This is a genomic window from Serratia sp. YWN4 (genome assembly GCF_055790845.1).
This window is the reverse complement of the sequence record NZ_CM147696.1, coordinates 277,369-301,160: the sequence shown is the minus strand read 5'-3', so window position 1 is coordinate 301,160 and position 23,792 is coordinate 277,369. Positions and strand designations below refer to the sequence as shown.

20 protein-coding genes are annotated in these 23,792 nt (G+C 54.1%); 3 read left to right on the top strand and 17 right to left on the bottom strand.

Translation table 11 applies throughout. The features are described 5' to 3' along the window. Positions 1-18 precede the first annotated feature (18 nt). The 11 genes from glgP to asd form a co-directional block, all read right to left on the bottom strand. Positions 19-2,466, bottom strand: a complete 2,448-nt coding sequence (gene glgP, locus ACX9GT_RS01365; protein ID WP_473189496.1) for a glycogen phosphorylase — start codon at positions 2,464-2,466, stop codon at positions 19-21. 24 nt (positions 2,467-2,490) lie between these two features. After that, positions 2,491-3,924 carry a glycogen synthase GlgA gene (gene glgA / locus ACX9GT_RS01360; protein ID WP_473189495.1) on the bottom strand — a complete coding sequence of 478 codons (1,434 nt, stop codon included), beginning with the start codon at positions 3,922-3,924 and terminating at the stop codon, positions 2,491-2,493. A 77-nt stretch (positions 3,925-4,001) separates the two neighbouring features. After that, positions 4,002-5,279, bottom strand: coding sequence for a glucose-1-phosphate adenylyltransferase (gene glgC, locus ACX9GT_RS01355; protein WP_473189494.1), 1,278 nt, complete (start codon positions 5,277-5,279; stop codon positions 4,002-4,004). A gap of 12 nt (positions 5,280-5,291) precedes the next feature. Beyond that, positions 5,292-7,283 carry a glycogen debranching protein GlgX gene (glgX, locus tag ACX9GT_RS01350; protein ID WP_473189493.1) on the bottom strand — a complete coding sequence of 664 codons (1,992 nt, stop codon included), beginning with the start codon at positions 7,281-7,283 and terminating at the stop codon, positions 5,292-5,294. After that, a complete protein-coding gene (gene glgB, locus ACX9GT_RS01345) occupies positions 7,280-9,466 on the bottom strand; it encodes a 1,4-alpha-glucan branching enzyme (protein WP_473189492.1) in 2,187 nt (728 codons plus the stop codon). Before glgB ends, glgX begins: the two co-directional genes overlap by 4 nt. A 204-nt stretch (positions 9,467-9,670) precedes the next feature. Beyond that, the gene (locus ACX9GT_RS01340; protein WP_473189491.1) at positions 9,671-9,829 is read right to left on the bottom strand and encodes a hypothetical protein; all 159 of its coding nucleotides are present in this window, start codon (positions 9,827-9,829) and stop codon (positions 9,671-9,673) included. 611 nt (positions 9,830-10,440) lie between these two features. Further along, the gene (locus ACX9GT_RS01335) at positions 10,441-10,908 is read right to left on the bottom strand and encodes a DUF6392 family protein (RefSeq protein WP_473189490.1); all 468 of its coding nucleotides are present in this window, start codon (positions 10,906-10,908) and stop codon (positions 10,441-10,443) included. Further along, positions 10,905-12,596 carry an S-type pyocin domain-containing protein gene (locus ACX9GT_RS01330; protein WP_473189489.1) on the bottom strand — a complete coding sequence of 564 codons (1,692 nt, stop codon included), beginning with the start codon at positions 12,594-12,596 and terminating at the stop codon, positions 10,905-10,907. The genes ACX9GT_RS01335 and ACX9GT_RS01330 overlap by 4 nt, the downstream gene beginning before the upstream one ends. Then, positions 12,593-13,120, bottom strand: coding sequence for a hypothetical protein (locus ACX9GT_RS01325; RefSeq protein ID WP_473189488.1), 528 nt, complete (start codon positions 13,118-13,120; stop codon positions 12,593-12,595). Before ACX9GT_RS01325 ends, ACX9GT_RS01330 begins: the two co-directional genes overlap by 4 nt. A 108-nt stretch (positions 13,121-13,228) precedes the next feature. Continuing rightward, positions 13,229-13,432 carry a hypothetical protein gene (locus tag ACX9GT_RS01320; protein WP_473189487.1) on the bottom strand — a complete coding sequence of 68 codons (204 nt, stop codon included), beginning with the start codon at positions 13,430-13,432 and terminating at the stop codon, positions 13,229-13,231. A gap of 140 nt (positions 13,433-13,572) precedes the next feature. Continuing rightward, positions 13,573-14,676 (bottom strand): aspartate-semialdehyde dehydrogenase, encoded by a 1,104-nt coding sequence (gene asd / locus ACX9GT_RS01315; RefSeq protein WP_459400447.1) that lies wholly within the window; start codon positions 14,674-14,676, stop codon positions 13,573-13,575. Between the two features lie 222 nt (positions 14,677-14,898). Here asd and ACX9GT_RS01310 point away from each other — a divergent pair, with 222 nt between their 5' ends. Next, positions 14,899-15,492: a YhgN family NAAT transporter gene (locus ACX9GT_RS01310; protein WP_459402891.1), complete on the top strand. Its 594-nt coding sequence runs from the start codon at positions 14,899-14,901 to the stop codon at positions 15,490-15,492. A 37-nt stretch (positions 15,493-15,529) separates the two neighbouring features. On the opposite strand, the gene gntT is transcribed toward ACX9GT_RS01310, so the two are convergent. Continuing rightward, positions 15,530-16,846, bottom strand: a complete 1,317-nt coding sequence (gene gntT / locus ACX9GT_RS01305) for a gluconate transporter (protein ID WP_459400448.1) — start codon at positions 16,844-16,846, stop codon at positions 15,530-15,532. A gap of 261 nt (positions 16,847-17,107) precedes the next feature. On the opposite strand from gntT, the gene ACX9GT_RS01300 reads away from it, so the two are divergent. Beyond that, entirely contained in the window at positions 17,108-17,614 is a 507-nt protein-coding gene (locus ACX9GT_RS01300) for a gluconokinase (protein WP_473189486.1), read from the top strand. Between the two features lie 31 nt (positions 17,615-17,645). Here the strand turns inward: ACX9GT_RS01300 and gntR are convergent, their stop codons facing one another. Together gntR and ACX9GT_RS01290 are read right to left on the bottom strand one after the other, a co-directional pair. Beyond that, positions 17,646-18,641, bottom strand: a complete 996-nt coding sequence (gene gntR / locus ACX9GT_RS01295; RefSeq protein ID WP_473189485.1) for a gluconate operon transcriptional repressor GntR — start codon at positions 18,639-18,641, stop codon at positions 17,646-17,648. A gap of 122 nt (positions 18,642-18,763) precedes the next feature. Beyond that, entirely contained in the window at positions 18,764-19,459 is a 696-nt protein-coding gene (locus ACX9GT_RS01290; RefSeq protein WP_473189484.1) for a pirin family protein, read from the bottom strand. A gap of 390 nt (positions 19,460-19,849) precedes the next feature. Between ACX9GT_RS01290 and ACX9GT_RS01285 the strand changes: the two genes are divergently transcribed. After that, the gene (locus ACX9GT_RS01285) at positions 19,850-20,347 is read left to right on the top strand and encodes a GNAT family N-acetyltransferase (RefSeq protein ID WP_473189483.1); all 498 of its coding nucleotides are present in this window, start codon (positions 19,850-19,852) and stop codon (positions 20,345-20,347) included. A gap of 36 nt (positions 20,348-20,383) precedes the next feature. Here ACX9GT_RS01285 and iolE read toward each other — a convergent pair whose 3' ends face one another. From iolE to iolG, 3 genes are all read right to left on the bottom strand, one after another. After that, the gene (iolE, locus tag ACX9GT_RS01280; protein WP_473189482.1) at positions 20,384-21,280 is read right to left on the bottom strand and encodes a myo-inosose-2 dehydratase; all 897 of its coding nucleotides are present in this window, start codon (positions 21,278-21,280) and stop codon (positions 20,384-20,386) included. Between the two features lie 282 nt (positions 21,281-21,562). Next, positions 21,563-22,495 carry an IS110 family RNA-guided transposase gene (locus tag ACX9GT_RS01275; RefSeq protein WP_473187475.1) on the bottom strand — a complete coding sequence of 311 codons (933 nt, stop codon included), beginning with the start codon at positions 22,493-22,495 and terminating at the stop codon, positions 21,563-21,565. A gap of 271 nt (positions 22,496-22,766) precedes the next feature. Further along, positions 22,767-23,780: a bifunctional inositol 2-dehydrogenase/D-chiro-inositol 1-dehydrogenase gene (gene iolG, locus ACX9GT_RS01270; protein ID WP_473189481.1), complete on the bottom strand. Its 1,014-nt coding sequence runs from the start codon at positions 23,778-23,780 to the stop codon at positions 22,767-22,769. Positions 23,781-23,792 lie beyond the last annotated feature (12 nt).

The window sequence follows — 23,792 nt, the reverse complement described above, 5'->3', positions numbered from 1 at the left end:
GCCTCTCTCTCTTTTCACTTACAACTTGATCGGCTTGATGTTCCAGATCTCATCCGCGTACTCCTGAATAGTACGGTCAGAAGAGAAATAGCCCATATTGGCGATATTCAGTATCGCACGCCGCGTCCAGTCGTCCTGATTGAGATACACCTCATCCACTTTGTCCTGCGTATCCACATAGCTGCGGTAATCCGCCAGCAGCTGATAGTGATCGCCCAGATTAACCAGTGAATCAAACAGGTTGCTGTAGCGCTGTGGCTCTTCCGGGCTGAACGCACCGGTGGCAATCTGCGTCAGTGCCTGATGCAACTCGGCATCCTGCTCATAATATTGACGCGGGTTATAGCCAGCACGGCGCAGATCTTCCACCTGATCGGCGGTATTACCGAAAATGAAGATATTCTCTTCCCCGACATGCTCCAGCATTTCGACGTTAGCGCCGTCCAGCGTGCCGATGGTCAACGCGCCGTTGAGGGCAAACTTCATGTTACTGGTGCCTGAGGCTTCCGTACCCGCCAGCGAGATCTGCTCGGAAAGATCCGCCGCCGGAATGATCATCTGCGCCAGACTTACGCCATAGTTCGGAATGAACACCACTTTCAAATCGTCATGCACACGCGGATCGTTGTTGATCACCTTCGCCACATCGTTGATCAAACGAATGATCTGCTTGGCCGCGTAATAAGCCGAAGCCGCTTTACCGGCAAAAATCACCACGCGTGGCACACGTTTGGTTTCCGGATCCTGCAACAGACGGTTATAGCGAGTGATCACATGCAGCACGTTAAGCAGTTGACGCTTATATTCGTGAATACGTTTGATCTGCACGTCAAACAACGCATCCGGGTTCACCACCACGTTGAGTTTCTTAGCAATGTAGCTCGCCAAACGCTCTTTGTTCTGGCGCTTAGCCGCCTGTACCGCTTGCAAGAAACTCGGGTAATCCACGTTAGGTTTGATGTCACTGAGTTGGCTGAGATCGGTACGCCAGTTGTGGCCAATGCTGTCATCCAGCACTTCCGACAGTGGCCGGTTAGCCAGGCCCAGCCAGCGGCGCGGCGTTACCCCGTTGGTTTTATTGCAGAAACGATCGGGGAATACGCGGGCGAAATCAGCAAACAGCGACTGCACCATCAGCTCAGAGTGCAATGCGGAAACGCCGTTGACTTTATGGCTGGCCACCACCGCCAACCATGCCATACGCACCCGGCGGCCATTGGTTTCGTCAATGATAGAGACACGCGCCAACAGTTTGTTGTCATTTGGAACCACTTCCTGAACATGCTTAAGGAAATGATCGTTGATTTCGAAAATAATCTGCAAGTGACGCGGCAGGATCTTACCCAGCATATCGACCGGCCAGGTCTCCAACGCTTCGCTCATCAGCGTGTGGTTGGTATAAGAGAACACCTTCTCCACCACCGCCCAGGCATCCAGCCAACTGAATTTATGCTCATCAATCAGCAGATGCATCAGTTCAGGAATGGACAATACCGGGTGGGTATCATTGAGGTGGATAGCGATCTTATCGGCCAGATTGTCGAAGGTTTTGTGCATCGTCCAATGGCGGCTGAGAATATCCTGCACCGTTGCCGACACCAGAAAATACTCCTGCCGCAGACGCAATTCACGACCAGAATAGGTGGAATCATCAGGATAGAGCACGCGCGATACGTTCTCGGAGTGGTTTTTGTCCTCCACTGCGGCGAAGTAGTCGCCCTGGTTGAATTTACCCAGGTTGATTTCGTTACTGGCCTGGGCACTCCACAAGCGCAGCGTGTTGGTGGCGTCGGTATCAAAACCTGGGATCACCTGATCGTAAGCAATGGCCACGATCTCTTCGGTTTCTACCCAGCGCGCTTTCGCGCCCTCATGCTGGATACGCCCGCCAAAACGGATTTTATAACGGGTATTGTGGCGCGGAAACTCCCATGGGTTACCGTATTCCAACCAGTAATCCGGTGATTCCATCTGCTGGCCATTAATGATGTTCTGCTTGAACATGCCGTATTCATAGCGAATACCATAGCCCCGCCCTGGCAACGCCAGCGTGGCGAGCGAGTCAAGGAAACAGGCCGCCAAACGCCCCAGGCCACCATTACCCAGACCAGGATCGTTTTCCTCTTCGAGCAACTCACTCAGGTTCAGGCCCATTTCATCCAGAGCGTTTTCAATATCCTGATAAATCCCCATGGATAACAATGAGTTTGATAGCGTACGGCCGAGCAGGAACTCCATCGACAGGTAATAGACCTGCCGCACATCCTGCGAAAGCTGGGCGCGGTTCGAGCGCAGAAAGCGCTCCACCATCCTGTCGCGCACCGCAAACAGCACGGCGTTCAGCCAATCGTGCTGGGTGGCGATCGCCGGATCTTTGCCGATAATAAACATCAGTTTATAGGCAATAGAGTGTTTCAGCGCTTCCACACTGACCGTAGGTGAGGTGTAACTAAACGGTGAAGTCATAATGATTCGATCCCAAGTGCGTAATTACAACAAGCGTTGATAAAGCGACAGATAATCCTTTGCCGCAACCTGCCAACCAAAGTCCAGGCCCATGGCGTGGCGTTGTACGTGGCGCCAGTGTTTCGGCCTGCTCCACAGTACCAAGGCGCGTCGGATCGCGTTACTCAAGGCAACGGCGTCACAATCATCAAACACAAATCCGCTGGCAGTGCCGTCGGCCAGATTCTCCAGCGCGCAGTCCACTACCGTATCCGCAAGCCCGCCAGTGCGACGCACCAGCGGCAACGTTCCATATTTCAAACCATAAAGCTGAGTCAAGCCGCAAGGCTCGAAACGGCTCGGCACCAAAATCACATCCGCCCCGCCGATAATCCGGTGAGAGAACGCCTCATGATAGCCAATCTGTACACCGACCTGCTCTGGATAATCGGCCGCAGCCGCCAGAAAAGCCTGCTGCAACACCGCATCACCGGCTCCCAGCAACGCCAGTTGCCCTCCTTGATCAAGCAGCGCGGGCAAGGCATCCAGCACCAGATCCAACCCCTTTTGGCTGGTCAGGCGGCTGACCACGGCAAACAGCGGCAAAGACTCATCCACCTGCAAACCCATGGCCTTTTGCAGGTGAATCTTGTTCTTCGCTTTGTCTTTCAAGCGATCGGCGTCATAACGGGCGGTCAGACGTGCGTCGTGGGACGGATCCCAGATCTTGTCATCCACACCGTTAAGAATGCCGCTCAACCGGCCTTGCCGCTGACGATCCTGCAACAACCCTTCCATGCCGTAACCAAACTCCGCGCGGGTGATTTCACGCGCATAGGTCGGGCTGACGGTAGTGATATGATCGGCATAAAACAGCCCGGCTTTAAGGAATGAGATCTGACCGTAGAACTCTAAACCGTAAAGATTAAGGAACGACGGTGGCAACCACAGCTCCGCCATATGATGGGCAGAGAACAACCCCTGATAGGCCAGGTTATGCACGGTGAAGATAGAGCGTGCAGGATAACCATTGGCCGCCAGATAGGCGCAGGCCAACCCGGCATGCCAATCATGCGCATGCACTACCTTTGGCCGCCAGTAATGATCCAGCCCTTTCGCCAGTTCGCAGGCAATCCACCCCAGCAACGCAAAGCGGCGATGGTTATCCGGATAAGCGTTCATTGACTGATCGTGATACGGGCTACCCGGCCGGTCATACAGCCAAGGCGCATCAATCAGGTAAACCCCGACGCCGTGATAGGTGCCATACCGCAAACCCACCCGCCCGGCGAAAGAGTCGATCTCCGCCACCAGTACGGTGTCCGGAATACCGTTACGGATATCAGGAAAAGCCGGTAACAACACCCGAACGTCCGCACCTGCGGCAATTTGTGCCGCCGGTAATGCACCAACAACGTCTGCAAGACCACCCGTTTTAAGCAGAGGGAACATTTCAGAACATACGTGTAAAACCTGCATTCTCACTCCTGAAATTCGGCAAAAACTTCTTTGCAGAGATAGAGGGCGCAGCGAGCGCCCACGGGTTCAGCCAATGCCTACAGCTTTGACAGCATTTCACGCGTCACCAGCACAATGCCTTCTTCTGAACGATAAAAACGTCTGCTGTCATCTTCAGCGTTCTCGCCGATCACCATCCCTTCCGGAATTTGGCAGGCACGGTCGACAATGCAGCGACGCAGGCGGCAAGAGCGGCCAACGTTCACATCAGGCAGTAATACTGAAGAGTCAATGGTGCAGAAAGAGTTCACTCGCGCACGCGAGAACAGCACCGAATGCACGACCACCGAACCGGAAACAATACAGCCGCCAGCCACCAGCGAGTTCATGGTCATACCGTGGCTGCCGGAACGATCCTGCACAAACTTGGCAGGCGGCAATGGCTCCATATAGGTGCGAATTGGCCAGGCGCGATCGTACATATCCAGCTCCGGCGTTACCGATGCCAGATCAAGGTTAGCACGCCAATAGGCATCCAGCGTCCCGACATCACGCCAATACGGCGGTGCATCCGGGCTGGAAGTGACGCAGGACATGGTGAATGGATGCGCCCAGGCTTCCCCTTGTGCGGTGATTTTCGGGATCAGATCCTTGCCGAAATCGTTAGTGGAATCCGGCGTCGCCATATCCTCTTCCAGTAACCGGAACAGATATTTCGCATTGAAGACATAAATCCCCATGCTGGCTAACGCCATCTCCGGATTACCCGGCATGGCGGGCGGATTTTCCGGCTTCTCAAGAAACTCCAGGATCTGGTCGTTATCGGCCACCTTCATCACACCAAACTCGCTGGCCTGGCTGATCGGCACCGGAATACAGGCCACGGTACACTGCGCCCCTTTCTCCACGTGGTCGATCAGCATGCGCGAGTAATCCATTTTATAAATATGGTCACCGGCCAGGATCACCACGTATTCCGCATCGTAACGGCGGATAATATCCAGGTTCTGGTACACCGCATCGGCGGTGCCTTTGTACCAGTGATCGGAACTCTGGCGCTGCTGGGCAGGCAGCAGATCGACAAACTCATTCATCTCTTCATTGAGGAACGACCAGCCACGCTGAATATGCTGCACCAGCGTGTGGGAATGATATTGGGTGATCACGCCCATCCGGCGGATCCCCGAATTCAGACAGTTCGACATGGCAAAATCAATGATGCGAAACTTACCGCCAAAATGCACGGCCGGTTTGGCACGGGTAGAGGTCAAATCTTTCAAACGCGAGCCACGGCCACCAGCCAATATCAGGGCAACGGTTTTATTCGGCAGTTGGCGCGCCAACATCAGGGGGTCTTTACTCTCAAACCTAACCATAGCTGACTCCTTTTAATTTTTCTTTTCTGCCAGCACGCAAAGCGAATGCGCAGCCTGGCACCAGGCGGGTAACTCCGCCCGTGAATCTTCTTCCTGCGTAAAGGGGGCAACAACCTGCCAATCCCCTTCAGGTAACGTCATCTCAACGGCTTGCGGCGTGGCATTGATCACCAGCAGCCAGCCTTGTGACAGGCGGATCTGTAACAGCCGATCGCCCTGTTCCCACTCCTGCGCACTGAGCGGTTGCCCATGCACATTCAGCCACTGCACGCTGCCGTCTCCCTCTTGCCACCAGCAATCTTGCTGCAAAGCAGGGATTTGCTGGCGCAGGCGGATCAGCGCGGCGGTGTATGCGGTGAGGGAATCATCCGCCTTGGCCCAGTTGAGCCAGGTGGTTTCGTTATCCTGACAATAGGCATTGTTGTTGCCTTGCTGGCTGTGTCCATGTTCATCGCCGGCCAGCAACATCGGCGTTCCCTGAGCCAGCAGCAACGTGGCAAGCAGCGCCCGCTGACTGACCCTACGGTGTTGCACAATGGCGTCGTCAGCGACTGGGCCTTCAACACCGTGGTTGTAGCTAAAGTTATGGTCACTGCCATCACGGTTTCCTTCGCCGTTCGGCTGGTTGTGCTTCTGGTTGAAACTCACTACATCCTGCAGGGTAAATCCGTCGTGGGCCGCCAGCATATTGATGCTGGCATAAGGCGCGCGCCCACGTTGGTTGAACACATCGCTGGAGGCAGCAAAACGCCGGGCGAACTGACCGAGTGACAGATGCCCTTGCAGCCAGAAGCTGCGGATATCATCACGGAAATGGTCATTCCATTCGGCAAAACGACCGGGAAACGCCCCAACCTGATAGCCGCCGGAACCAATGTCCCAAGGTTCGGCAATCAGTTTGCAACGCCCCAGCGTATCGTCCGCCAGCATCGCCTGAAACAGCGGTGCGTCGCGGTCAAACGCCGGTGTACGGCCTAACACGGTGCCAAGATCGAAACGGAAACCGTCAACATGGCACTCACGTACCCAAAAACGCAGGCAATCCATCACCCACGCCACTCCTGCTGGCTGATCCAACCGCAGCGTATTGCCACAGCCGGTGGCGTTAACGTAGTCGCCATCGGGTTCAAGCCAGTAATAACTCGGATTATCGATGCCGCGCAGTGACAGCGTCGGCCCGTCGAGATCCAATTCTGCGCTGTGGTTGAACACCACATCGAGAATCACTTCAATCCCCGCCTTATGCAGCGCCTTTACCGCATCACGAAACTCACGCAGCGGCGTCATCTCGGTTCTCAGGCTGGAATAGCGATTATCCGGCGCATAGGGCGCCAGTACGTTGTAGCCCCAGTAGTTGATCAACCCCAGGCGCTGCAAACGCGGCTCCGTGGTGTGCTGCTGCACCGGCAGCAGTTCAAGCGCGGTAATCCCCAGCCGCTTGAAGTAGGCGATCATCACCGGATGCCCGAGGGCGGCGAAGCTGCCGCGCAACACCGGCGGGATTTCCGGGTGCAGCAACGTCAAGCCACGCACGTGGGCTTCGTAGAGCACCGTTTTACGCCACGGCGTTGCCGGTGGGCGATCGTCTTCCCAATCGTAGCGTTCATCGATCACAATGCATTTTGGCATCAGCGACGCGCTGTCCTGCGGATCCGGCTGGTCATAACCGCCATGCAGATGCAGGTGATCGGCCACCGGCCCTTCTACCGCGCGGGCGGCAGGGTCGAGCAGCAGCTTATTGGGGTTAAACCGCAGCCCCTGCTGCGGTTCGAACGGGCCATACACCCGGAAACCATAACGCAACCCCGGCTCACCACCCGGCAAATAACCATGCCAGATGTCACCGCTGCGTGCCGGTAACGGCAAACGTGTTTCCCGCAGCTCGGCGTCGAACAGGCATAATTCCACCTGCGTGGCGTGGGCAGAAAACAGCGTAAAGTTGATGCCATTACCATCGTAATAAGCCCCTAAAGGCGCAGCGAGGCCGGGGGTCAGTGCAATCATTGCACCTCCCGCAGCAAATACACCGTTGCCAACGGCGGCACCATGATGCTGATCGAATACTCACGGCCATGGCTGCCGATCGATTCCGCAATCACCCGCCCCTGATTACCGGCATTACTGCCGTGGTAATGGTGCGAATCGGTATTGAGGATTTCACGGTATTCACCGGGGCGAGAAACGCCGATGCGATAATGATGGCGCGGCACCGGGGTAAAGTTGCTGATGGCAATCAGTTCATTGCCATGCGAGTCGTAACGCGTAAAAGCAAACACCGAGTTTTCATGATCATCCACCACCAACCACTCAAAACCACCGGCTTGATAATCACGCTCATACAGCGGCGCATGGTTCTGGTAACAGTGGTTGAGATCGCGCACCAGGCGCTGTACACCGTTGTGCCAACCATCCGTTCCTTCCAGCAGGTGCCAATCAAGGCTGGTATCGAAATTCCATTCCCGGCCCTGAGCAAACTCGCAGCCCATAAACAGCAGCTTTTTGCCCGGATGTGCCCACATGAAGCCGTAGTACGCCCGCAGGTTAGCGAATTTTTGCCACGCATCGCCCGGCATACGGTCCAGAATAGAACGTTTACCGTGCACCACTTCATCGTGCGATATCGGTAACACAAAGTTCTCGGTGTGGGAGTAGAGCATGCCGAACGTCATCATGTTGTGATGATATTTACGGTGTACCGGATCGCATTTCATGTAATCCAGCGTGTCATGCATCCAGCCCAGATCCCACTTGTAATGGAACCCCAAACCGTTGGCCTCCGGCGGCAGCGTTACCCCCGGATAGTCGGTAGACTCTTCCGCCAGCGTCACCGCCCCTGGCCGCTCTTTGCCCAACGTCTGGTTGGTGTAGCGCAGGAAGGAGATGGCCTCCAGGTTTTCATTACCGCCGTAATAGTTCGGCACCCACTCGCCGTCGGCACGGCTGTAATCGCGGTAGATCATCGAAGCAACGGCATCCACACGCAGCCCATCGATGCCAAAACGTTCCAACCAATAAAACGCATTGCCCGCCAAATAGTTACGCACTTCGTGGCGGCCATAGTTGTAAATCAGGGTATTCCAGTCTTGATGGAACCCTTCGCGCGGATCGGCATATTCATACAGCGCCGTGCCGTCGAAGTTCGCCAACCCATGGGCGTCGCTTGGGAAATGCCCCGGCACCCAATCGAGTATCACGTTAATCCCGGCTTTATGCGCCGCAGCCACAAAGGCTTTGAACTCCGCAGGAGTACCGAAACGACGCGTCGGCGCATACAGCCCTAACGGCTGATAACCCCAACTGCCGTCAAACGGATGTTCGTTGAGCGGCAGCAGTTCAATATGGGTAAAACCCATCTCTTTGACGTAAGGGATCAGCTGATCGGCCAGTTCCTGGTAACTGAGCCAGAAATTGTTGTCGGTATGACGCCGCCATGAGCCAAGGTGCACTTCGTAAATTGAAATGGGGCGATCAAAATCATTGGCCCGCCGCCGCTCGGGGGTATTTTCCACCACGGCGGGCAGAGGGGTAATCAGCGACGCCGTATCCGGCCGCATCTGCGCTTCAAAAGCATAAGGATCGGCTTTCAGTTGGACATTGCCGTAGCAGTCAATAATCTCGTATTTATACAATTGCCCGGCCTTGACGCCCGGCAGGAACAGTTCCCAAATCCCATTCTCTCTGCGCAGGCGCATTGGGTGGCGTCGGCCGTCCCAGAAGTTAAACTCGCCAACCACAGAAACGCGCTGCGCATTCGGTGCCCACACGGCAAAGCTGACACCTTCTACGCTATCGAGTTCGCCGGGGTGAGCCCCCAATCGTTCATAGGGCCGCAGATGGGTGCCCTCTGCCAGCAACCAACTGTCGATATCCTGCAACAGAGTGCCAAAACGGTAAGGGTCTTCGATAATTTGCTGGTGATCGCGCCAACTGGCTTCGAGCTGATAGCGGAAAGGGGTTTTACGGCGCGGTACGATGGCACTGAAAAAGCCGCGCGCATCGTCACAATTGAGCTGAACCAAACGGTTACCGGTTTTGCTCTCCACCAGCCACACGGAACCTGCGTCCGGTAATAGAGCGCAAATTTGCAACCCGCGCTCTGTAACATGCATACCCAGCAGGGCAAAAGGATCGGCATAGTGGCCGGAAATTATCTGATTGATCACGTCACGATCGGGAAGTACAGGCATGGCATTCTTCCTTAGATTAAGAGCATGACTCTTAAGGGGCTACACCTAAAAGCAGCCGTTGTGTCTATCATGCAATTCATTCAGAACCTAAAGCGTGATTTCGGTCGGTTATTGATTAATTTGCATCCTTAAAAGCCGAAATAACGCTCTTTATGTCTACTTTTCAGACAAATACTCACCGTTAATCGGTATGAATTCGCCAGCCTAACAAGCATAGCCAAAGTCTGTTGAAGCATTGATGATTACAAAGGAAAATTTTGCATTGGAAAAACGGCAGATCGGGTAGCCTCTTTGCGCTGCTACCGGCTTTGTGACATGCATGTTACGGCAGTGTTTCATTCCCTCTTTCAGCGATTTTTCCATGTCCCCTTGCACCAGAAACGACAAAGGGTGGGTTGCATGTACAGAGAACAGACATTGTTGAAAACAGGGTGTTAAAGGGCCGAAAGAGACCAGCCCTCAGGAAGTTCAGCTTATCCCACTGGACCTCAGGATACAGTGCATCCTGAGGTCTGTTGGGCAAAGGTTTACAGCAGAATACGGATTGAGACTTTAAGCCCTTACACGAAGCGGGCGGCAACTTCATCTAGGTAAATTGGGTACAAATAGGGGTACACATCAAAACAGAGTACCTCCTAGTTGGCTTATTCCGATTCTGTCAAACAGACTAAAACCTCACTCCCCCACCTTACCAAAAGTGATTGCTGTTAATCTAATCAAACAGCATCTTTTTATGCCTCAGCATGTTGGTATTGATAAACATTCGCCCGCTGGTGGATCATTAATTCCAGCGCCAGCAGGTCAAAGCCGATTACCTGGATAGGGTAAGAGCTACACTTATCTGATTACACCAGCGCAGTGACGGCAGTCATAACCCTAACAGTTCATGGGTGATTGTGCCGCTGATTTCAAAAAGCAAAATCGCCAGCCAAGAGAAACCTTCCTAGCTGGCGGTGGCTTGGCTAATTACAGGCTTACCAGCACACTTCTGAGGTAGGCAGGAAGGTCACCGCTTTAACCCGATCATCCAAATCGTAAGTAATACGCATGCTGGTAGGTATCCGAAAATCCATCATGGTGAACAGGTCTTTCCATCCGAATTGTCTTTTCATGATGATTTGCGGCGGATGTGATTTATCTGGCGATCCAAACTGCTCATGCACCCATAAACGCGTCATTTCAGGCACCAACGGCGATGGTAGTTCATTGGGGAATCTGTATTTTGGCTTTTTCTCATCAAGCAAAGTGAGCGTCATTTCTGTAAAGACTTTATCACTTCGATTAAATGACAGGTAAAGCCCTTCCCTTGCCATGTCTATACTCAAGTCTGGGTCACCGGAAAAACCCGTTGGCTTTGTTTTGTAAGGTATAAGCCCTACTTCAAAAATTTCCTGATAGGTTTTACCTAGGCTGTTGATTAGCGCTTCAATATTGACGGTCATTCGTATAACCCCTGCTCCTGGTTAAGTTTGTGCATCTTGACCTTGGACTCGTCGATCTGCTCATCCGTTACACCATACTCTTTCAGAGCTGGGCGGATGGTTTCAATGTCGCGTTCCAGTGCCGCCCGTAAGTCTCTGGAGTCCTGATCTATCTGCTCTGGGGTATTCCTGCCGCCATACGTGGCACTCAGCTTTTGATGAATATCAGCAGGGATAACTATCGCGGCAACGTCTTTCGCCATGACGTCATATTCTTTTTTGTCCAGCCCTGGATATTTACGCTTTAGATGCGCCTTAACCGCTGCCGCCGATGGCATATGATCCGCATGTGTACCCTGCCGCGGTCGTCCATTCAGATTGCTGTATAGATCCACGTCTAGCAAGTTCACTGGCGGCTTGCTCAGGTAGATATAAACCGGCGGCATATCCGGTATAGGCAATATCAGGATGTAATCCCGAAAATCCCTCTCTTCCGGGGCCGGGTAAACTTCGATATCACTCCCCACCTTCTCCGGGATCGGCAACACCGTGATTGTCGTCGGTAGATACGGTTCATCCTGATGGCCGGTGTGCGGCGGAACCTCAAAATCCAGCTTGGCCGGGTTCCAGTAGATGGTGATCGCGCCCGGGCCGTCCGTGGTGAACTCATAGTTCCCGCTGTAGCTGTTGAACGTCATTTCGCGTACTGGCACCTGATCTAACCCGCTGCCCTCGCGGGTATGATACCCCTTCGGCTGCATACGGCCATTACCCGCATCTTCCCAGGCAAAACGCACCCGCGTCGGGGCAACTCCTTTCATGCTCGCAATCTGCGACAGCCGCATCTTGTCGATAAAGTCCTGCTCCCCCTCGTTCAGCTTGCCCGGCATCATGCCGACCACGGCAGCGGCGACCGGCGCCCCCACTCCCGCAGCCGCCACTTCTCCAAACGCTGTCGCCGCACGAATGGCCCAACTGCCCTGCGTCGCAAAGCGGCCGCCCAGCCACTCCAGCGCCGCCGAACCGGACGGAAACACCTTACTGGCTGGCACTGCGACCGCAGCCGCAGCCACGTTCTCACCCTCACCAAACAGCCAGGTATACCAGCCCGGTTTCGCTTTCTTCGCCGCCACTGGTGCGGGTTTGACACGCTTCGCCGCCTGTGCATTCTGTTCAGGCTCAGGAAGCGGCACCGCCCGGAAATAGCCTACTGGCGCAAAGTTGGTATGCGGTTCTTGCTGCTCTCCGGCATCAGTACAACCATCTCCACGCTCACAGGACTTGGCAAACACTCGGCTACGCTCTCGCGTTTCCACCAATTGCTTTTCCTCTGCCGCCTGTCGCTCGACCAGCAGCGCGGCCTGCTTTTCCCGTGCCACCTTCTCGGGCGACGGTCCTGGCCCCAACCAACTCCCCAGTGGGGCAATTATCCGGTTGCTACCATCCGGACAACCACAAATCACCTTGCACCCATCTACCGCAATATTAATCCCCATGAAAGAACGATTTCTTTTGGCAGTCTCCACTATCCGCCCGGTTTTCCCGCATTTCGGGCAGGGGGTCGTCCGGTCATCCTTCCTTATGATGCTACGACCATTGATATTCACCCGACTAAGGGGGATCGACGAGATAAGACGGGCACCCGTCGTCGTTTTATCATCACCCAGCGCCTGCCCCAGCCCGTCTATATCAGGACGGTAGCCCATCATTCACCCCCTGGCACACGCAGAAAATCCTCCGGCATCGCCACACCAGCATGACGGGCTAGCAGACCTAAAGACTGTGGTGTACTGATGATCTCATCTCCGTTATCGAGCACACTGCCAACCAACGCGACACCAAGCCCTCCTATCGAATGCGCACTCCCGGCGCTGCTGACAATCCGCGCCGTCGTCCCATCTGGATAGCTGACGGTGCAGCCTTCCGTTAGAATGCTCGTCAACGGCCCATTATCCCTCGCGATCTTGCATCCCTCTCCCGGTTCCGGGTTGAATTCATCGGCCACACCGCCCTGCCGCGTCAGACTCCCCGCGATTGCGATCCGGTAAATGGTCGTCACCGGATGCTGCTGACGAAATGTGATCTGCTCGTCAATCACGGCGCGGTATTCCTCGCTCATCTCGGCCAGTTCCGCCGCAGTGAACGGGGAGGTGTCCAGGCTACTCAAAATCTCCGGTGTCAGTGCGTTGGTGTGCTGCTTTTCCATGCCATATCCTTGTTTATGAGAGAGCAAAAATCCGTTAATCACAGATCTCCATCCGTGAAGCATAGAAACGCTTAACATGCTCAAGCGTCCTTACGGTAAGACTACATCAAGATATGTCGAGTTATTAAGCGCAACTTAATTAAACAGAAGCGACCGGCGCGGTGCTGGCTTCTTCAACTGATAGAGCGGTGCGGTCATGCGCTGCTTGTGGCGTTCCTTAGTGGCCAGTAATGCTGCTACGCTGGTGCGGATCTCCAGCAAGTATTTGCCGTCCAGGGTGAAACCTTTTTGGTAGGCTGCACTGATTAGCGTCTGATCTACGGCTTGGTGGTCTAACATGGCATTGCTCCGGCAGGTACAAACTAAATGTGCGCTTTGGTGAGGGCCATAATGCCATGCACATAAAAAAGCCCGCTATATGTGCGGGCTATTGAGTTTTTTGTGGCTTAGTGATTATTCATGCAATGCAACTAAATATCCTACAACAGAATACGCAACATGCGGCGCAGCGGTTCAGCAGCCCCCCACAGCAACTGATCGCCGACGGTGAACGCAGAAAGATATTCCGGGCCCATATTCAGCTTACGCAGACGGCCGACCGGTGTGTTCAGCGTACCGGTCACCGCCGCAGGCGTCAGTTCACGCATGGTCAGTTCGCGGTCGTTCGGGATCACGCGCACCCAGTCGTTGTGCGTTGCCAGCATCTGTTCGATTTCCGCCAGCGGCACATCTTTTTTCAGCTTCAGGGTGAATGCCTGGCTGTGGCAGCGCAGCGCGCCGACGCGGACACACAGACCATCGACAGGAATAATCGCCGAAGTATTGAGGATCTTGTTGGTTTCCGCCTGGCCTTTCCACTCTTCGCGGCTCTGGCCGTTATCCAACTGTTTGTCGATCCACGGGATCAGGCTGCCAGCCAAAGGCACGCCAAAGTTATCGGTCGGCAACTTGCCGGAACGGGTGGCTTCAGTGACCTTACGCTCGATGTCCAGAATGGCCGAAGCCGGGCTTTGCAGCTCTTTTGCGACGTCGGCGTGCAGCATGCCCATTTGCATCAGCAGTTCACGCATATGACGTGCGCCACCGCCGGATGCCGCCTGATAGGTGGCTACCGACGCCCACTCCACCAGGTTGTTGGCAAACAGGCCACCCAGTGACATCAGCATCAGGCTGACCGTGCAATTACCCCCAACAAAGGTCTTGATGCCTTTATTCAGCCCTTCCTGGATCACGTCGTGGTTCACCGGGTCAAGGATGATAATGGCATCATCTTTCATGCGCAGAGAGGAAGCAGCGTCGATCCAGTAACCTTTCCAACCGGTTGCACGCAGCTTTGGATAGATTTCGTTGGTGTAATCACCGCCCTGGCAGGTGATAATAATGTCGAGTGCGCTCAGCGCCTCAACATCATACGCATCTTGCAGCGTACCCTGTTGGCCGCCGAAAACCGGGGCGGCAGCGCCGTGCTGCGAGGTGGTAAAGAATACCGGGCGAATGGCGTCAAAATCGCGCTCTTCTGTCATGCGTTGCATAAGTACAGAGCCGACCATACCGCGCCAACCGATGAAACCAACGTTTTTCATAATTTACAGTCCTGCCTTGGGGATAAACGACACTGTCGTAAGTGGTGTGCAATATCTACCCACCTTACAAAATGTCGACGCAGGCGCAAAGTGAATTTATTCGATGACTGAGCGATTCTCAGCAATGCTTCTTATATATCTGCCATTCTTCTAAGAGATGGGGATGTAGAGACCAGGGTGCTGCCGGAGCCATCGGTGCATTTTTCAGATTTTGAGGTAATGATGACAGAGATGATTTCGGCCACGGTGCTGCTGTTTTTAATCATGGATCCGCTGGGTAACCTGCCGATTTTTATGTCGGTGCTCAAGCACCTGGAGCCCCGTCGCCGCCGGGTGGTGCTGATCCGCGAACTGCTGATCGCCTTGCTGCTGATGTTGGTCTTTCTGTTTGCCGGTGAGCGTATTCTGGCGTTTCTCAACCTGCGTACCGAAACCGTATCGATCTCCGGCGGGATTATCCTGTTCCTGATTGCCATCAAGATGATTTTCCCGTCTCAGGAGGGCAACAGTACCGGCCTTTCTGCCGGTGAAGAACCTTTCTTGGTGCCGCTCGCCATTCCGCTGGTGGCCGGGCCGTCGATTCTGGCGGCGCTGATGCTGCTTTCGCATCAGTATCCTAACCAGTTATCACATCTGGTGGTGGCGCTGTTGATTGCCTGGGGGTTGTCGGCGGCGATCCTGCTGATGTCGAGCCTGTTCCTGCGCCTGCTGGGCAGCAAAGGGGTGAACGCGCTGGAAAGGTTGATGGGGTTGATTCTGGTGATGCTCTCCACCCAAATGTTTCTGGACGGTATCCGAGCCTATATGAAGCTGTAGCCACGCTAGGGCGCTGCTGCGCCCTAGCGTTAAAGCGTTAAATCACCATCGCCAACAGCAGGCAGCCGATCAGGCCGCAAACTGAGATGATAGTTTCCAGCACCGACCAGGACTTGATGGTTTCCATAATGGTCAGGTTGAAGTATTCCTTGAACAGCCAGAAGCCTGGGTCGTTAACGTGCGAGAAGATCACGCTGCCTGAACCCACGGCGATCACCATCAGCTCCGGGCTGACCCCGGTGGTAGCGATCAACGGTGCAACGATACCGCCTGCGGTAATCGCCGCGACGGTGGCAGAACCCAGCGCAATACGCAGTATCGCCGCAATCGACCAGGCCATCAGGATCGGCGAAACGCCGCTGCTCTGCATCATGCTGGCGATGTACTTATCCACCCCGCTATCCACCAGCACCTGCTTGAACGCACCGCCACCGCCGATGATCAACAGCATCATGGCAATGATTTTGATGGATTCCGTCACGGTCGCCATCACTTCATCCATGCTACGGCCACGGTTCAGGCCGAAGGTGAAGATCGCGATCAACACCGCAATCAGCGTCGCCATTACCGGATCGCCGAAGAACTCAGCATAAGGCAGAACGGCATGGCCTTTTGGCAGCACCATTTCCGCCACCGCACGCAGTGCCATCAGGATCACCGGCACCAGCGAGGTTGCCACGCTGACGGCAAAGCCAGGCATCTCTTCTTCGGTAAAGGTTTTCGGGTTGTACAAACCTTCAGGGATCGGTTTATCGATGCCTTTCAGGAAGCGGGCATACACCGGGCCCGCCAGAATCACGGTTGGGATCGCCAGCAAGGTACCGAACAGCAGGGTTTTACCCATGTCCGCATGGAAAATGGTGGCGATAGCGGTTGGACCAGGGTGCGGCGGCAGGAAACCGTGGGTCACGGACAGCGCCGCAGCCATTGGCACCCCCACATACAGCAGCGGAATACGCGCAGAAGCGGCGATGGTGAACACCAGCGGCAGCAGCAACACGAAACCCACTTCGTAGAATAACGCAAAACCAACGGTAAAACCGGTGAGCACAATCGCCCATTGAATATGCTGTTTGCCGAATTTGTCGATCAGAGTGGTAGCGATGCGCTGTGCTCCGCCGCAGTCCGCCAACAGTTTGCCGAGCATGGCACCAAAGCCCATGATCAGCGCCAAACCACCCAACGTACCGCCAACGCCGGCCTTGATGGAACCAATCACCTTATCCACCGGCATGCCCTGCATGATCCCAACCGCTAGCGCGACCAGAATCAGCGAGATAAAGCCGTTCAGTTTAAAGCGGATCATCAGTAGCAGTAGCATGGCTACGCCGACTGCAACAATCACTAATGGCATAATTTTTCTCCAACTCTTTTATCACTTAGCCTCTTCGCAAAACGGCAGCGAAAGAGGGTGTTTGGTTTTAGTTTTACGGCCCTTTCCTGGTGTTATTGGGCCACTTGAGTGCGATTGAGTACAGACGACTGCCCCTGGTTCTATCCTTTGTGATGATAGTCACATCTCCATTTGTTACCCGTATCATGATACCGGTAACATGATAAGATTCGGAACCATCAACCTAGGCAAAATTGTTATTCTGAGATAGAGATCAAACTTATGGCGGGAAAAAGCATCATCCTGATGGGCGTCTCCGGTAGCGGTAAATCCACGATTGGCGCGGCTGTCGCACGGGAAATCCAGGCAAAATTCATTGATGGCGACGATCTGCATCCGCGCGCCAATATCCAGAAAATGGCCAGCGGGCAACCGTTGAATGACGATGACCGTGTTCCTTGGTTGCAGCGCCTTAATGATGCGGCGTACAGCCTGAATCACAAAAATGAAAATGGGATCATCGTCTGCTCCGCGCTAAAGCGCCGCTACCGCGATCTGCTGCGCAAAGATAACGAAAACATGGTGTTTATTTATCTGAAAGGCAGCTTCGATGTGATTCTGGCGCGCCTGAAAGCGCGTTCCGGGCACTTTATGCCGACCGACCTGCTGAAAAGCCAGTTTGACGCTTTGGAAGAACCCACAATCGACGAGCAAGATGTGATCTGCATTGATATCGACACCGATATCGAAGGCGTGGTCAGCCGTTGCGTGGCCGAACTACAGAAATAAATGGGCTAAGGGCGCAGATGTGCGCCCTGGTTCAGATACTGCCGCCGGGGATCACGGTGAAACCGACGTCAACCATACGCGGGCCAACCGTTTCACCACGCAGACGGGCCAGCAGGCGTTCCGCGCCGATCTGCCCCATACTCTCACGCGGCGTCAGCACACTCGCCAGCTTCGGCACCATCACCTGGCCGATATCGTGGCCGTGGAAACCGGCAATCGCCATATCCTGCGGGATCGACAGCCCCTGACGCTGGCATTCAAACGCCGCGCCAATCGCCAAGTCATCGTTGGTGCAAAAAATACTGTCGATCTGCGGGTAATCACGCTGTGCCTCAAGCAACAGTTCGCCACCGGCAGAATAGGAAGACGAGCGCGCGGTCATGATACTGTGCGGTTCAAGGCCGGATTCACGCATCGCCTGTTCATAGCCCTGCTGTTTGATCAGAGTACGCTCATCCTGCCGCGCGCCGAAATACACCACATGGCGATGGCCGCGCGCGATAATTTGCTGCGTCATCTGCCGGGCGGCCTCAAAGTTGTTGAACCCTACCGCCAAATCGATGCATGGCGATACGCAGTCCATCAATTCGACCACCGGGATCCCGGCGACTTCGATCATTTTCAAGGTGCGCGGGGTATGATTACGCTCGGACAGGATCAGCCCGTCAATGTTGTAAGACAGCAAAGACGTCAGGCGTTCTTCTTCACGCTCCGGCAGATAGCCATAGTGCGCCAGCATGGTCTGATAATTATGCGCATCGGTCACGCTCTCAATGCCACGCAGCACTTCGGCGAACACCTGGTTGGTCAGCGACGGCAGCAGCACACCAATCGCGCGGCTGGTGGAATTGGAAAGAATATCTGGAGCACGGTTGGGGATGTAGCCAAGATCGTCCAGCGCGATCGCAATTTTCTGCTGTAAAGCCGCAGAAACCTGATCGGGGTTACGCAAATAGCGGCTCACCGTCATCTTGGTGACGCCAACCTGATCTGCGACATCTTGGAGCACCGGCCGTTTTTTCTTCATTATCAATGAACTGGCTTACCGTGAATGGGTGGCCATTCTAGCAAAAAAAACGGCAGGCCGATATTGTTGGTTACGCGGCCTGCGGGCAAGAAAAAGGGGCCAACACGCTGGCCCCTACTCCATTATACCGGTGGCAGATCGAACAGCAGTATCTCGCTGTCTTCGTCGGCATGAATCGATAATGCGACTTCATCCCACACGGCCAGCGCATCGCTGGTGCCCGCTTTGTGGCCGTTGATGGTGACATTACCGCGCACCACCTGGATCCAGACTCGGCGCCCAGCCTGAATCTGGTAGACCGACTGCTCCTCTTTTTTCAGCGCCCAGCGCGATAGCGTCATATCTTGGAACACTTTCAATGAGCCTTCGCGAGCATCCGGTGACAGTACCAGTTGGCGGCCTTGCGGCGCGTCAAACATGCGCTGCTCATAACGCGGTGCCAACCCGACCTGATTTGGGATAATCCAGATCTGATAAAGATGCAGCGGCCGATCGTTATTGGCGTTGTACTCAGAGTGACGTACCCCGGTACCGGCACTCATAATCTGAAACTCACCGGCATGGATCTGCTCTTTATTCCCCATGCTGTCCTGATGCTCCACCGTACCGCTCAGGATGTAGGTGAGGATCTCCATATCTTTATGGGGATGGGTACCAAAACCCTGACCGGCGTCGATCACATCTTCATTGATCACCCTCAGTGCCGAGAACCCCATAAAATTAGGATCATAGTAGTCAGCAAATGAGAAGCTGTGCCAGCTATCCAGCCAACCATGATTGGCATGACCGCGATCTTCTGCTTTACGTAAATAGATCATATTCAACTCTCCTCAACGTTTTCTACAGTCTAGCCCTGGCGGCAGAATAAGAAAGCGTAAAAATCTCACTCCTCTCTTCAAAAAATTAGATGGAGTGTTCAACGGAGTGGCAAATAAATTGACGAGTCGGCAGGCAGGGAAATTTGGGCAAAAAAAAAGCCAGCACCCGAGCTGGCTAAATAAACACTGGAAGCAATGTGAGCAATGTCGTGCCTTCAAGCGACAGTATCAAAGGTTGATGCTTTCCCCTGAACGCGAGTTAATAATAATCATTATCATTCGCACTTGTAAAGCGTTTTTTTTGAACAGTGAATAAGAATATTGACTCCCTAGGGTAAACAGATAATTTTAGAGGTTATTCAATAAGGTAAACTCACAGGAGAAGCAATAATGCGCGAGATTGTGGTTCGTCACGTAGAAAATAAAGATGCCGAAGCGTTGCATCAACTGTTCTCGCACCCTGCCGTTTACCGTGACACGCTACAACTGCCGCTACCGTCAAAAGCCCACTGGCAACAGCGCATTGCCGACCTGAAACCAGGGACTTACAGCCTGGTGGCCTGTATTGATGAGCGGGTGGTCGGCCAGCTGACGGTAGAACTTATCCAGCGCATCCGCCGCCGCCATGTGGCCACTTTTGGCCTTTGCGTCGATGCCAGTTACCACGGCCAGGGCATTGGCAGCGCGCTGATGAAAGCGATGCTCGATATTTGCGACAACTGGGGTGCCATCGAACGCATTGAGCTAACGGTGTTCACCGATAATCAGAGCGCGATCGCGCTGTACCGCAAATTCGGTTTCGAGATTGAAGGCACCAGCCGCCACTTTGCCTTCCGCGACGGCGAACTGGTTGATGCCTACCATATGGCACGGTTACGTTCGGTTTGAGATCATCACGGGGCGCGATGATGCGCCCCGTCGAGCTTAAAGACCCGCAGTTTCACGCAGATAGCGCCGTGCCTTAAGCGCATATTCAAATGGGTTAGCAAGCGCCGGATCCTGCTCGGCCTCGACCACCAGCCAACCTCGGTAATCACCTTCGTCCAACAGCTTAAACACCGGGCGGAAGTCGATCACCCCATCTCCCGGCACGGTAAAGGTGCCTTTCTTCACGCCATCGAGGAAGCTCAGCCTGTTGGCTTTCACTGCGGCAACCACGTCATCACGTACGTCTTTCAAATGCACATGGTTGATGCGCGGCAGGTATTTTTCCAGGATCGCCAACATCGCGCTTTGGCTGCCCTCAGAATAGTAGGCGTGCCCAGTATCAAACAGCAGATAAACATCATCGTTCACCATACTCATATAGTGGTCGATCTCTTCCGCCGTCTGAATGCCGGTGCCCATATGGTGATGCAGGCACACCTGCATACCTTTGCTGGCAGCAATGTTCGCCAGTTCGTTATAGCCTGCGGCGACGCGTTGCCACTCTTGGTCGCTGAAAGAAGGTTTTTCTTCAAACACCCCTTTGCTGGTGCCCTGAATGCTGCGGCTCTGTTCAGAACAACCGATCACTTTCGCCCCCATGGCATGCAGGAAATTCATATGGTTCACAAATTCATCGATGGTTTTCTCTTTTAAACCCTCGGCAAAGAAGGTGCTGAACCAGGCATTGCAGACTTGGATGCCACGGATATCCAGCATCGGTTTCAGCACTTTTGGGTCGCGCGGGTATTTACTGCCCACCTCACAACCGGTGAACCCCGCCAGCGCCATTTCGCTGATGCACTGCTGGAAGGTGTTTTCTTGCCCTAACTCGGGCAGATCGTCATTGGTCCAGCCAATCGGGGCGATGGCTAACTTCACATGTTCTTGATTCATTTTCAGCCTCGGTAATCGGTTAATGCCAGCCACTTGCGGTAATGCCGGTCAGTTAAGGCTAACCAGTTCCCTCTCCCACAGGGCTGTCTCTTATACACATCTCAAATTGCGGTCAAATAGCCGCAATTTGAGAAACATAGCAGGCTGATTTTAAAGATAATTTTTTCGAGCGGAAAATTGACAGGCTTAAAATAATTACATTAAAAAACAGCAAGATGCCGAGTTGTGTATAAGAGACAGCCCACAGGGAGAGCAGCTGTGTTTAAAGTCAATGGGTGATGATTAATTTGTCACCCATTGCCTATTATCTCGCAGCATCGCGTTTAATATCGTTAACAGCTTTCTGATGCATGCTGTTAACGCCACTTTCTTCGCTTTACCCCGTGCAACCAGCCTGTCATAGAACTCTTTTATCGTCTTATTGCTACGCGTTGCCGACAACGTTGCCATGTAAAGCGCCGCTCTCACCGCTGAACGCCCGCCCCAGATCGTTCGCTGCCCTTTCATTTTCCCACTCTCATGGGCGTACGGGCACACGCCAACCAAGGCACTGATTTCTCGCCGTGTCAGCTTACCTAGCTCCGGTAACAACGCCAGTAACGTCGACACCGTCACTTTACCTAACCCTTTCACCTCTTCGAGCAACCTGGCTTTCTCCTGCCAGACTGGCATCACCTTCAGTTGTCGGTGTATATCATCGTCAATATCGCTAATCTGCTGATTCAGCCAATTAACATGGGCATGTATCGATTGGCTGGCCTCGTATAACGCACCCTCAAGCCTGTTAAGCTCCGCTGTGCGGATCTCTATCAACTGACGCCGCCGCGTTACCACTCCCGCCAGACGTTGAGTTTGAACATCGTTTTGTTCCCTCACTGGCGGCTCTATCGCCTGGGCAAAGCGGCATAACACTGCAGCATCTATCGTATCTGTTTTCGCCCGTTTTCCCAACGCACGGGCAAAATTCTTGACCTGCCGAGGATTAACGACCGCTACGGGCAATGTCTTCAACGTGAGCGCTGCGCAAAGTGGCCCATGATATTTACCTGTAGCCTCCATGGCGATCAGCTCCACCTCATAGGTCTCAAGCAAGGTGATTAACGCCTGATGCCCAGAGGGCGTATTGTCAAATTGAGCAATACGATGGTCTGTGTTGATAAACACGTCGAACTTCTCTTTGGCGATATCAATACCGACGTAAGTCTTTTGCTTCATCTCATGTCTCCCAGCCTTGCGTGATACGGACTGACAGCATCGTCGTCCAGGCAGCTGTTCGGGCTCATCATGAAACCGACGTGGCGCAATAAGCTCTCCCACGGGCTTGGTGTCCCAGAGGGCGTACGTGCTGCCACGCCGGGTAAGAACACGGTACAACCTATCTTTTTACATCAACTACAAACATACAAGGGGGCGACTCCTTTAGCAATTGCGCATGATTATACAGTTTTGCGCTTAACTGACCGGCATTACGCCACCCTCGGCCCATTTATTTACCGTAAAAATCAGGGCGGGCAGGCAACCTGATCGGCACAATTTCGCCGCTGAGCTGGGCGGCAATACAGGCATCGGCAGCAACCGCTGCGGCATAGCCATCCCAGGCGGAAGGGCCGGTCAGCCTGCCGGTTTGCACGTCGTTGATAAAAGCTTGCAGCTCAACGTCATAGGCATCGATAAAGCGCTCTTTCCAGTCGGTCAGAATCTCGGTGGAAAGCCTGGCACCACTGCGCATTTGCACCGAAGAAGGCTCCGGTAACTTGGCAATGCCGCTTTCACCGACGATTTCGCACTGAATGTCGTAGCCGTACTGGCAGTTCACAAAGATTTCCACATCGATGCGGGTGCCTTTGGCCGTTTCAAGCAGCACAACCTGCGGATCTTTAAGGTGTGAATAGGCTTTGGAGGATTTACGAGGGAACACCACCTGCACAGAGACGTAATCATCGTCCAACAACCAGCGCAGCACGTCGATCTCGTGGATCAGAGTATCGGTAATCGCCATATCGGTGGTGTAGGCTTCGCCGACCGTCGGGTTACGGTGCGCACAATGCAGTATCAAGGGTTCGCCAATCTGGCCGCTGGTCAGCACCTGCTTCAGCGCACGGTAGCCTTGATCGTAAGGGCGCATAAAACCGACCTGCACCAATCGCTTGCCCTGTTTGGCTTCGGCTTCCACGATGTTTTTACAGCCCTGCGCGGTAACCGCCAGCGGCTTCTCGCAGAACACCGGTTTACCCGCCGCAATCGCCGCCAGCACAAACTCTTCATGGCTTGGGCCCCATGAAGTGACCAACACCGCCTGCACATCGGCAGCGCGGATCAGATCGTGGCCGTTGTCGTACACCTGCGCATCCAGCTTTAGCTCACTGACCACCTTGGCTGCGCTATCACGGTTAATATCATTCACCGCCACAATCCGGCTGCCCTGCAACACCTTGCTGCAACGGCGAATATGATCTCTGCCGATGGCTCCAGTACCAATCACCCCAATATTCAATGTCATTCTCGCTCTCCT

Bases quoted from the DNA above. Each gene is read 5' to 3' on its own strand.
- ACX9GT_RS01340 (WP_473189491.1), bottom strand. From the start codon at position 9,829: ATGGAAAAATCGCTGAAAGAGGGAATGAAACACTGCCGTAACATGCAT.
- iolG (WP_473189481.1), bottom strand. From the start codon at position 23,780: ATGACATTGAATATTGGGGTGATTGGTACTGGAGCCATCGGCAGAGAT.
- asd (WP_459400447.1), bottom strand. From the start codon at position 14,676: ATGAAAAACGTTGGTTTCATCGGTTGGCGCGGTATGGTCGGCTCTGTA.
- ACX9GT_RS01285 (WP_473189483.1), top strand. From the start codon at position 19,850: ATGCGCGAGATTGTGGTTCGTCACGTAGAAAATAAAGATGCCGAAGCG.
- ACX9GT_RS01300 (WP_473189486.1), top strand. From the start codon at position 17,108: ATGGCGGGAAAAAGCATCATCCTGATGGGCGTCTCCGGTAGCGGTAAA.
- ACX9GT_RS01330 (WP_473189489.1), bottom strand. From the start codon at position 12,596: ATGATGGGCTACCGTCCTGATATAGACGGGCTGGGGCAGGCGCTGGGT.
- glgA (WP_473189495.1), bottom strand. From the start codon at position 3,924: ATGCAGGTTTTACACGTATGTTCTGAAATGTTCCCTCTGCTTAAAACG.
- ACX9GT_RS01335 (WP_473189490.1), bottom strand. From the start codon at position 10,908: ATGACCGTCAATATTGAAGCGCTAATCAACAGCCTAGGTAAAACCTAT.
- ACX9GT_RS01310 (WP_459402891.1), top strand. From the start codon at position 14,899: ATGACAGAGATGATTTCGGCCACGGTGCTGCTGTTTTTAATCATGGAT.
- iolE (WP_473189482.1), bottom strand. From the start codon at position 21,280: ATGAATCAAGAACATGTGAAGTTAGCCATCGCCCCGATTGGCTGGACC.
- ACX9GT_RS01275 (WP_473187475.1), bottom strand. From the start codon at position 22,495: ATGAAGCAAAAGACTTACGTCGGTATTGATATCGCCAAAGAGAAGTTC.
- ACX9GT_RS01320 (WP_473189487.1), bottom strand. From the start codon at position 13,432: ATGTTAGACCACCAAGCCGTAGATCAGACGCTAATCAGTGCAGCCTAC.
- gntT (WP_459400448.1), bottom strand. From the start codon at position 16,846: ATGCCATTAGTGATTGTTGCAGTCGGCGTAGCCATGCTACTGCTACTG.
- gntR (WP_473189485.1), bottom strand. From the start codon at position 18,641: ATGAAGAAAAAACGGCCGGTGCTCCAAGATGTCGCAGATCAGGTTGGC.
- glgC (WP_473189494.1), bottom strand. From the start codon at position 5,279: ATGGTTAGGTTTGAGAGTAAAGACCCCCTGATGTTGGCGCGCCAACTG.
- ACX9GT_RS01290 (WP_473189484.1), bottom strand. From the start codon at position 19,459: ATGATCTATTTACGTAAAGCAGAAGATCGCGGTCATGCCAATCATGGT.
- glgX (WP_473189493.1), bottom strand. From the start codon at position 7,283: ATGATTGCACTGACCCCCGGCCTCGCTGCGCCTTTAGGGGCTTATTAC.
- glgP (WP_473189496.1), bottom strand. From the start codon at position 2,466: ATGACTTCACCGTTTAGTTACACCTCACCTACGGTCAGTGTGGAAGCG.
- glgB (WP_473189492.1), bottom strand. From the start codon at position 9,466: ATGCCTGTACTTCCCGATCGTGACGTGATCAATCAGATAATTTCCGGC.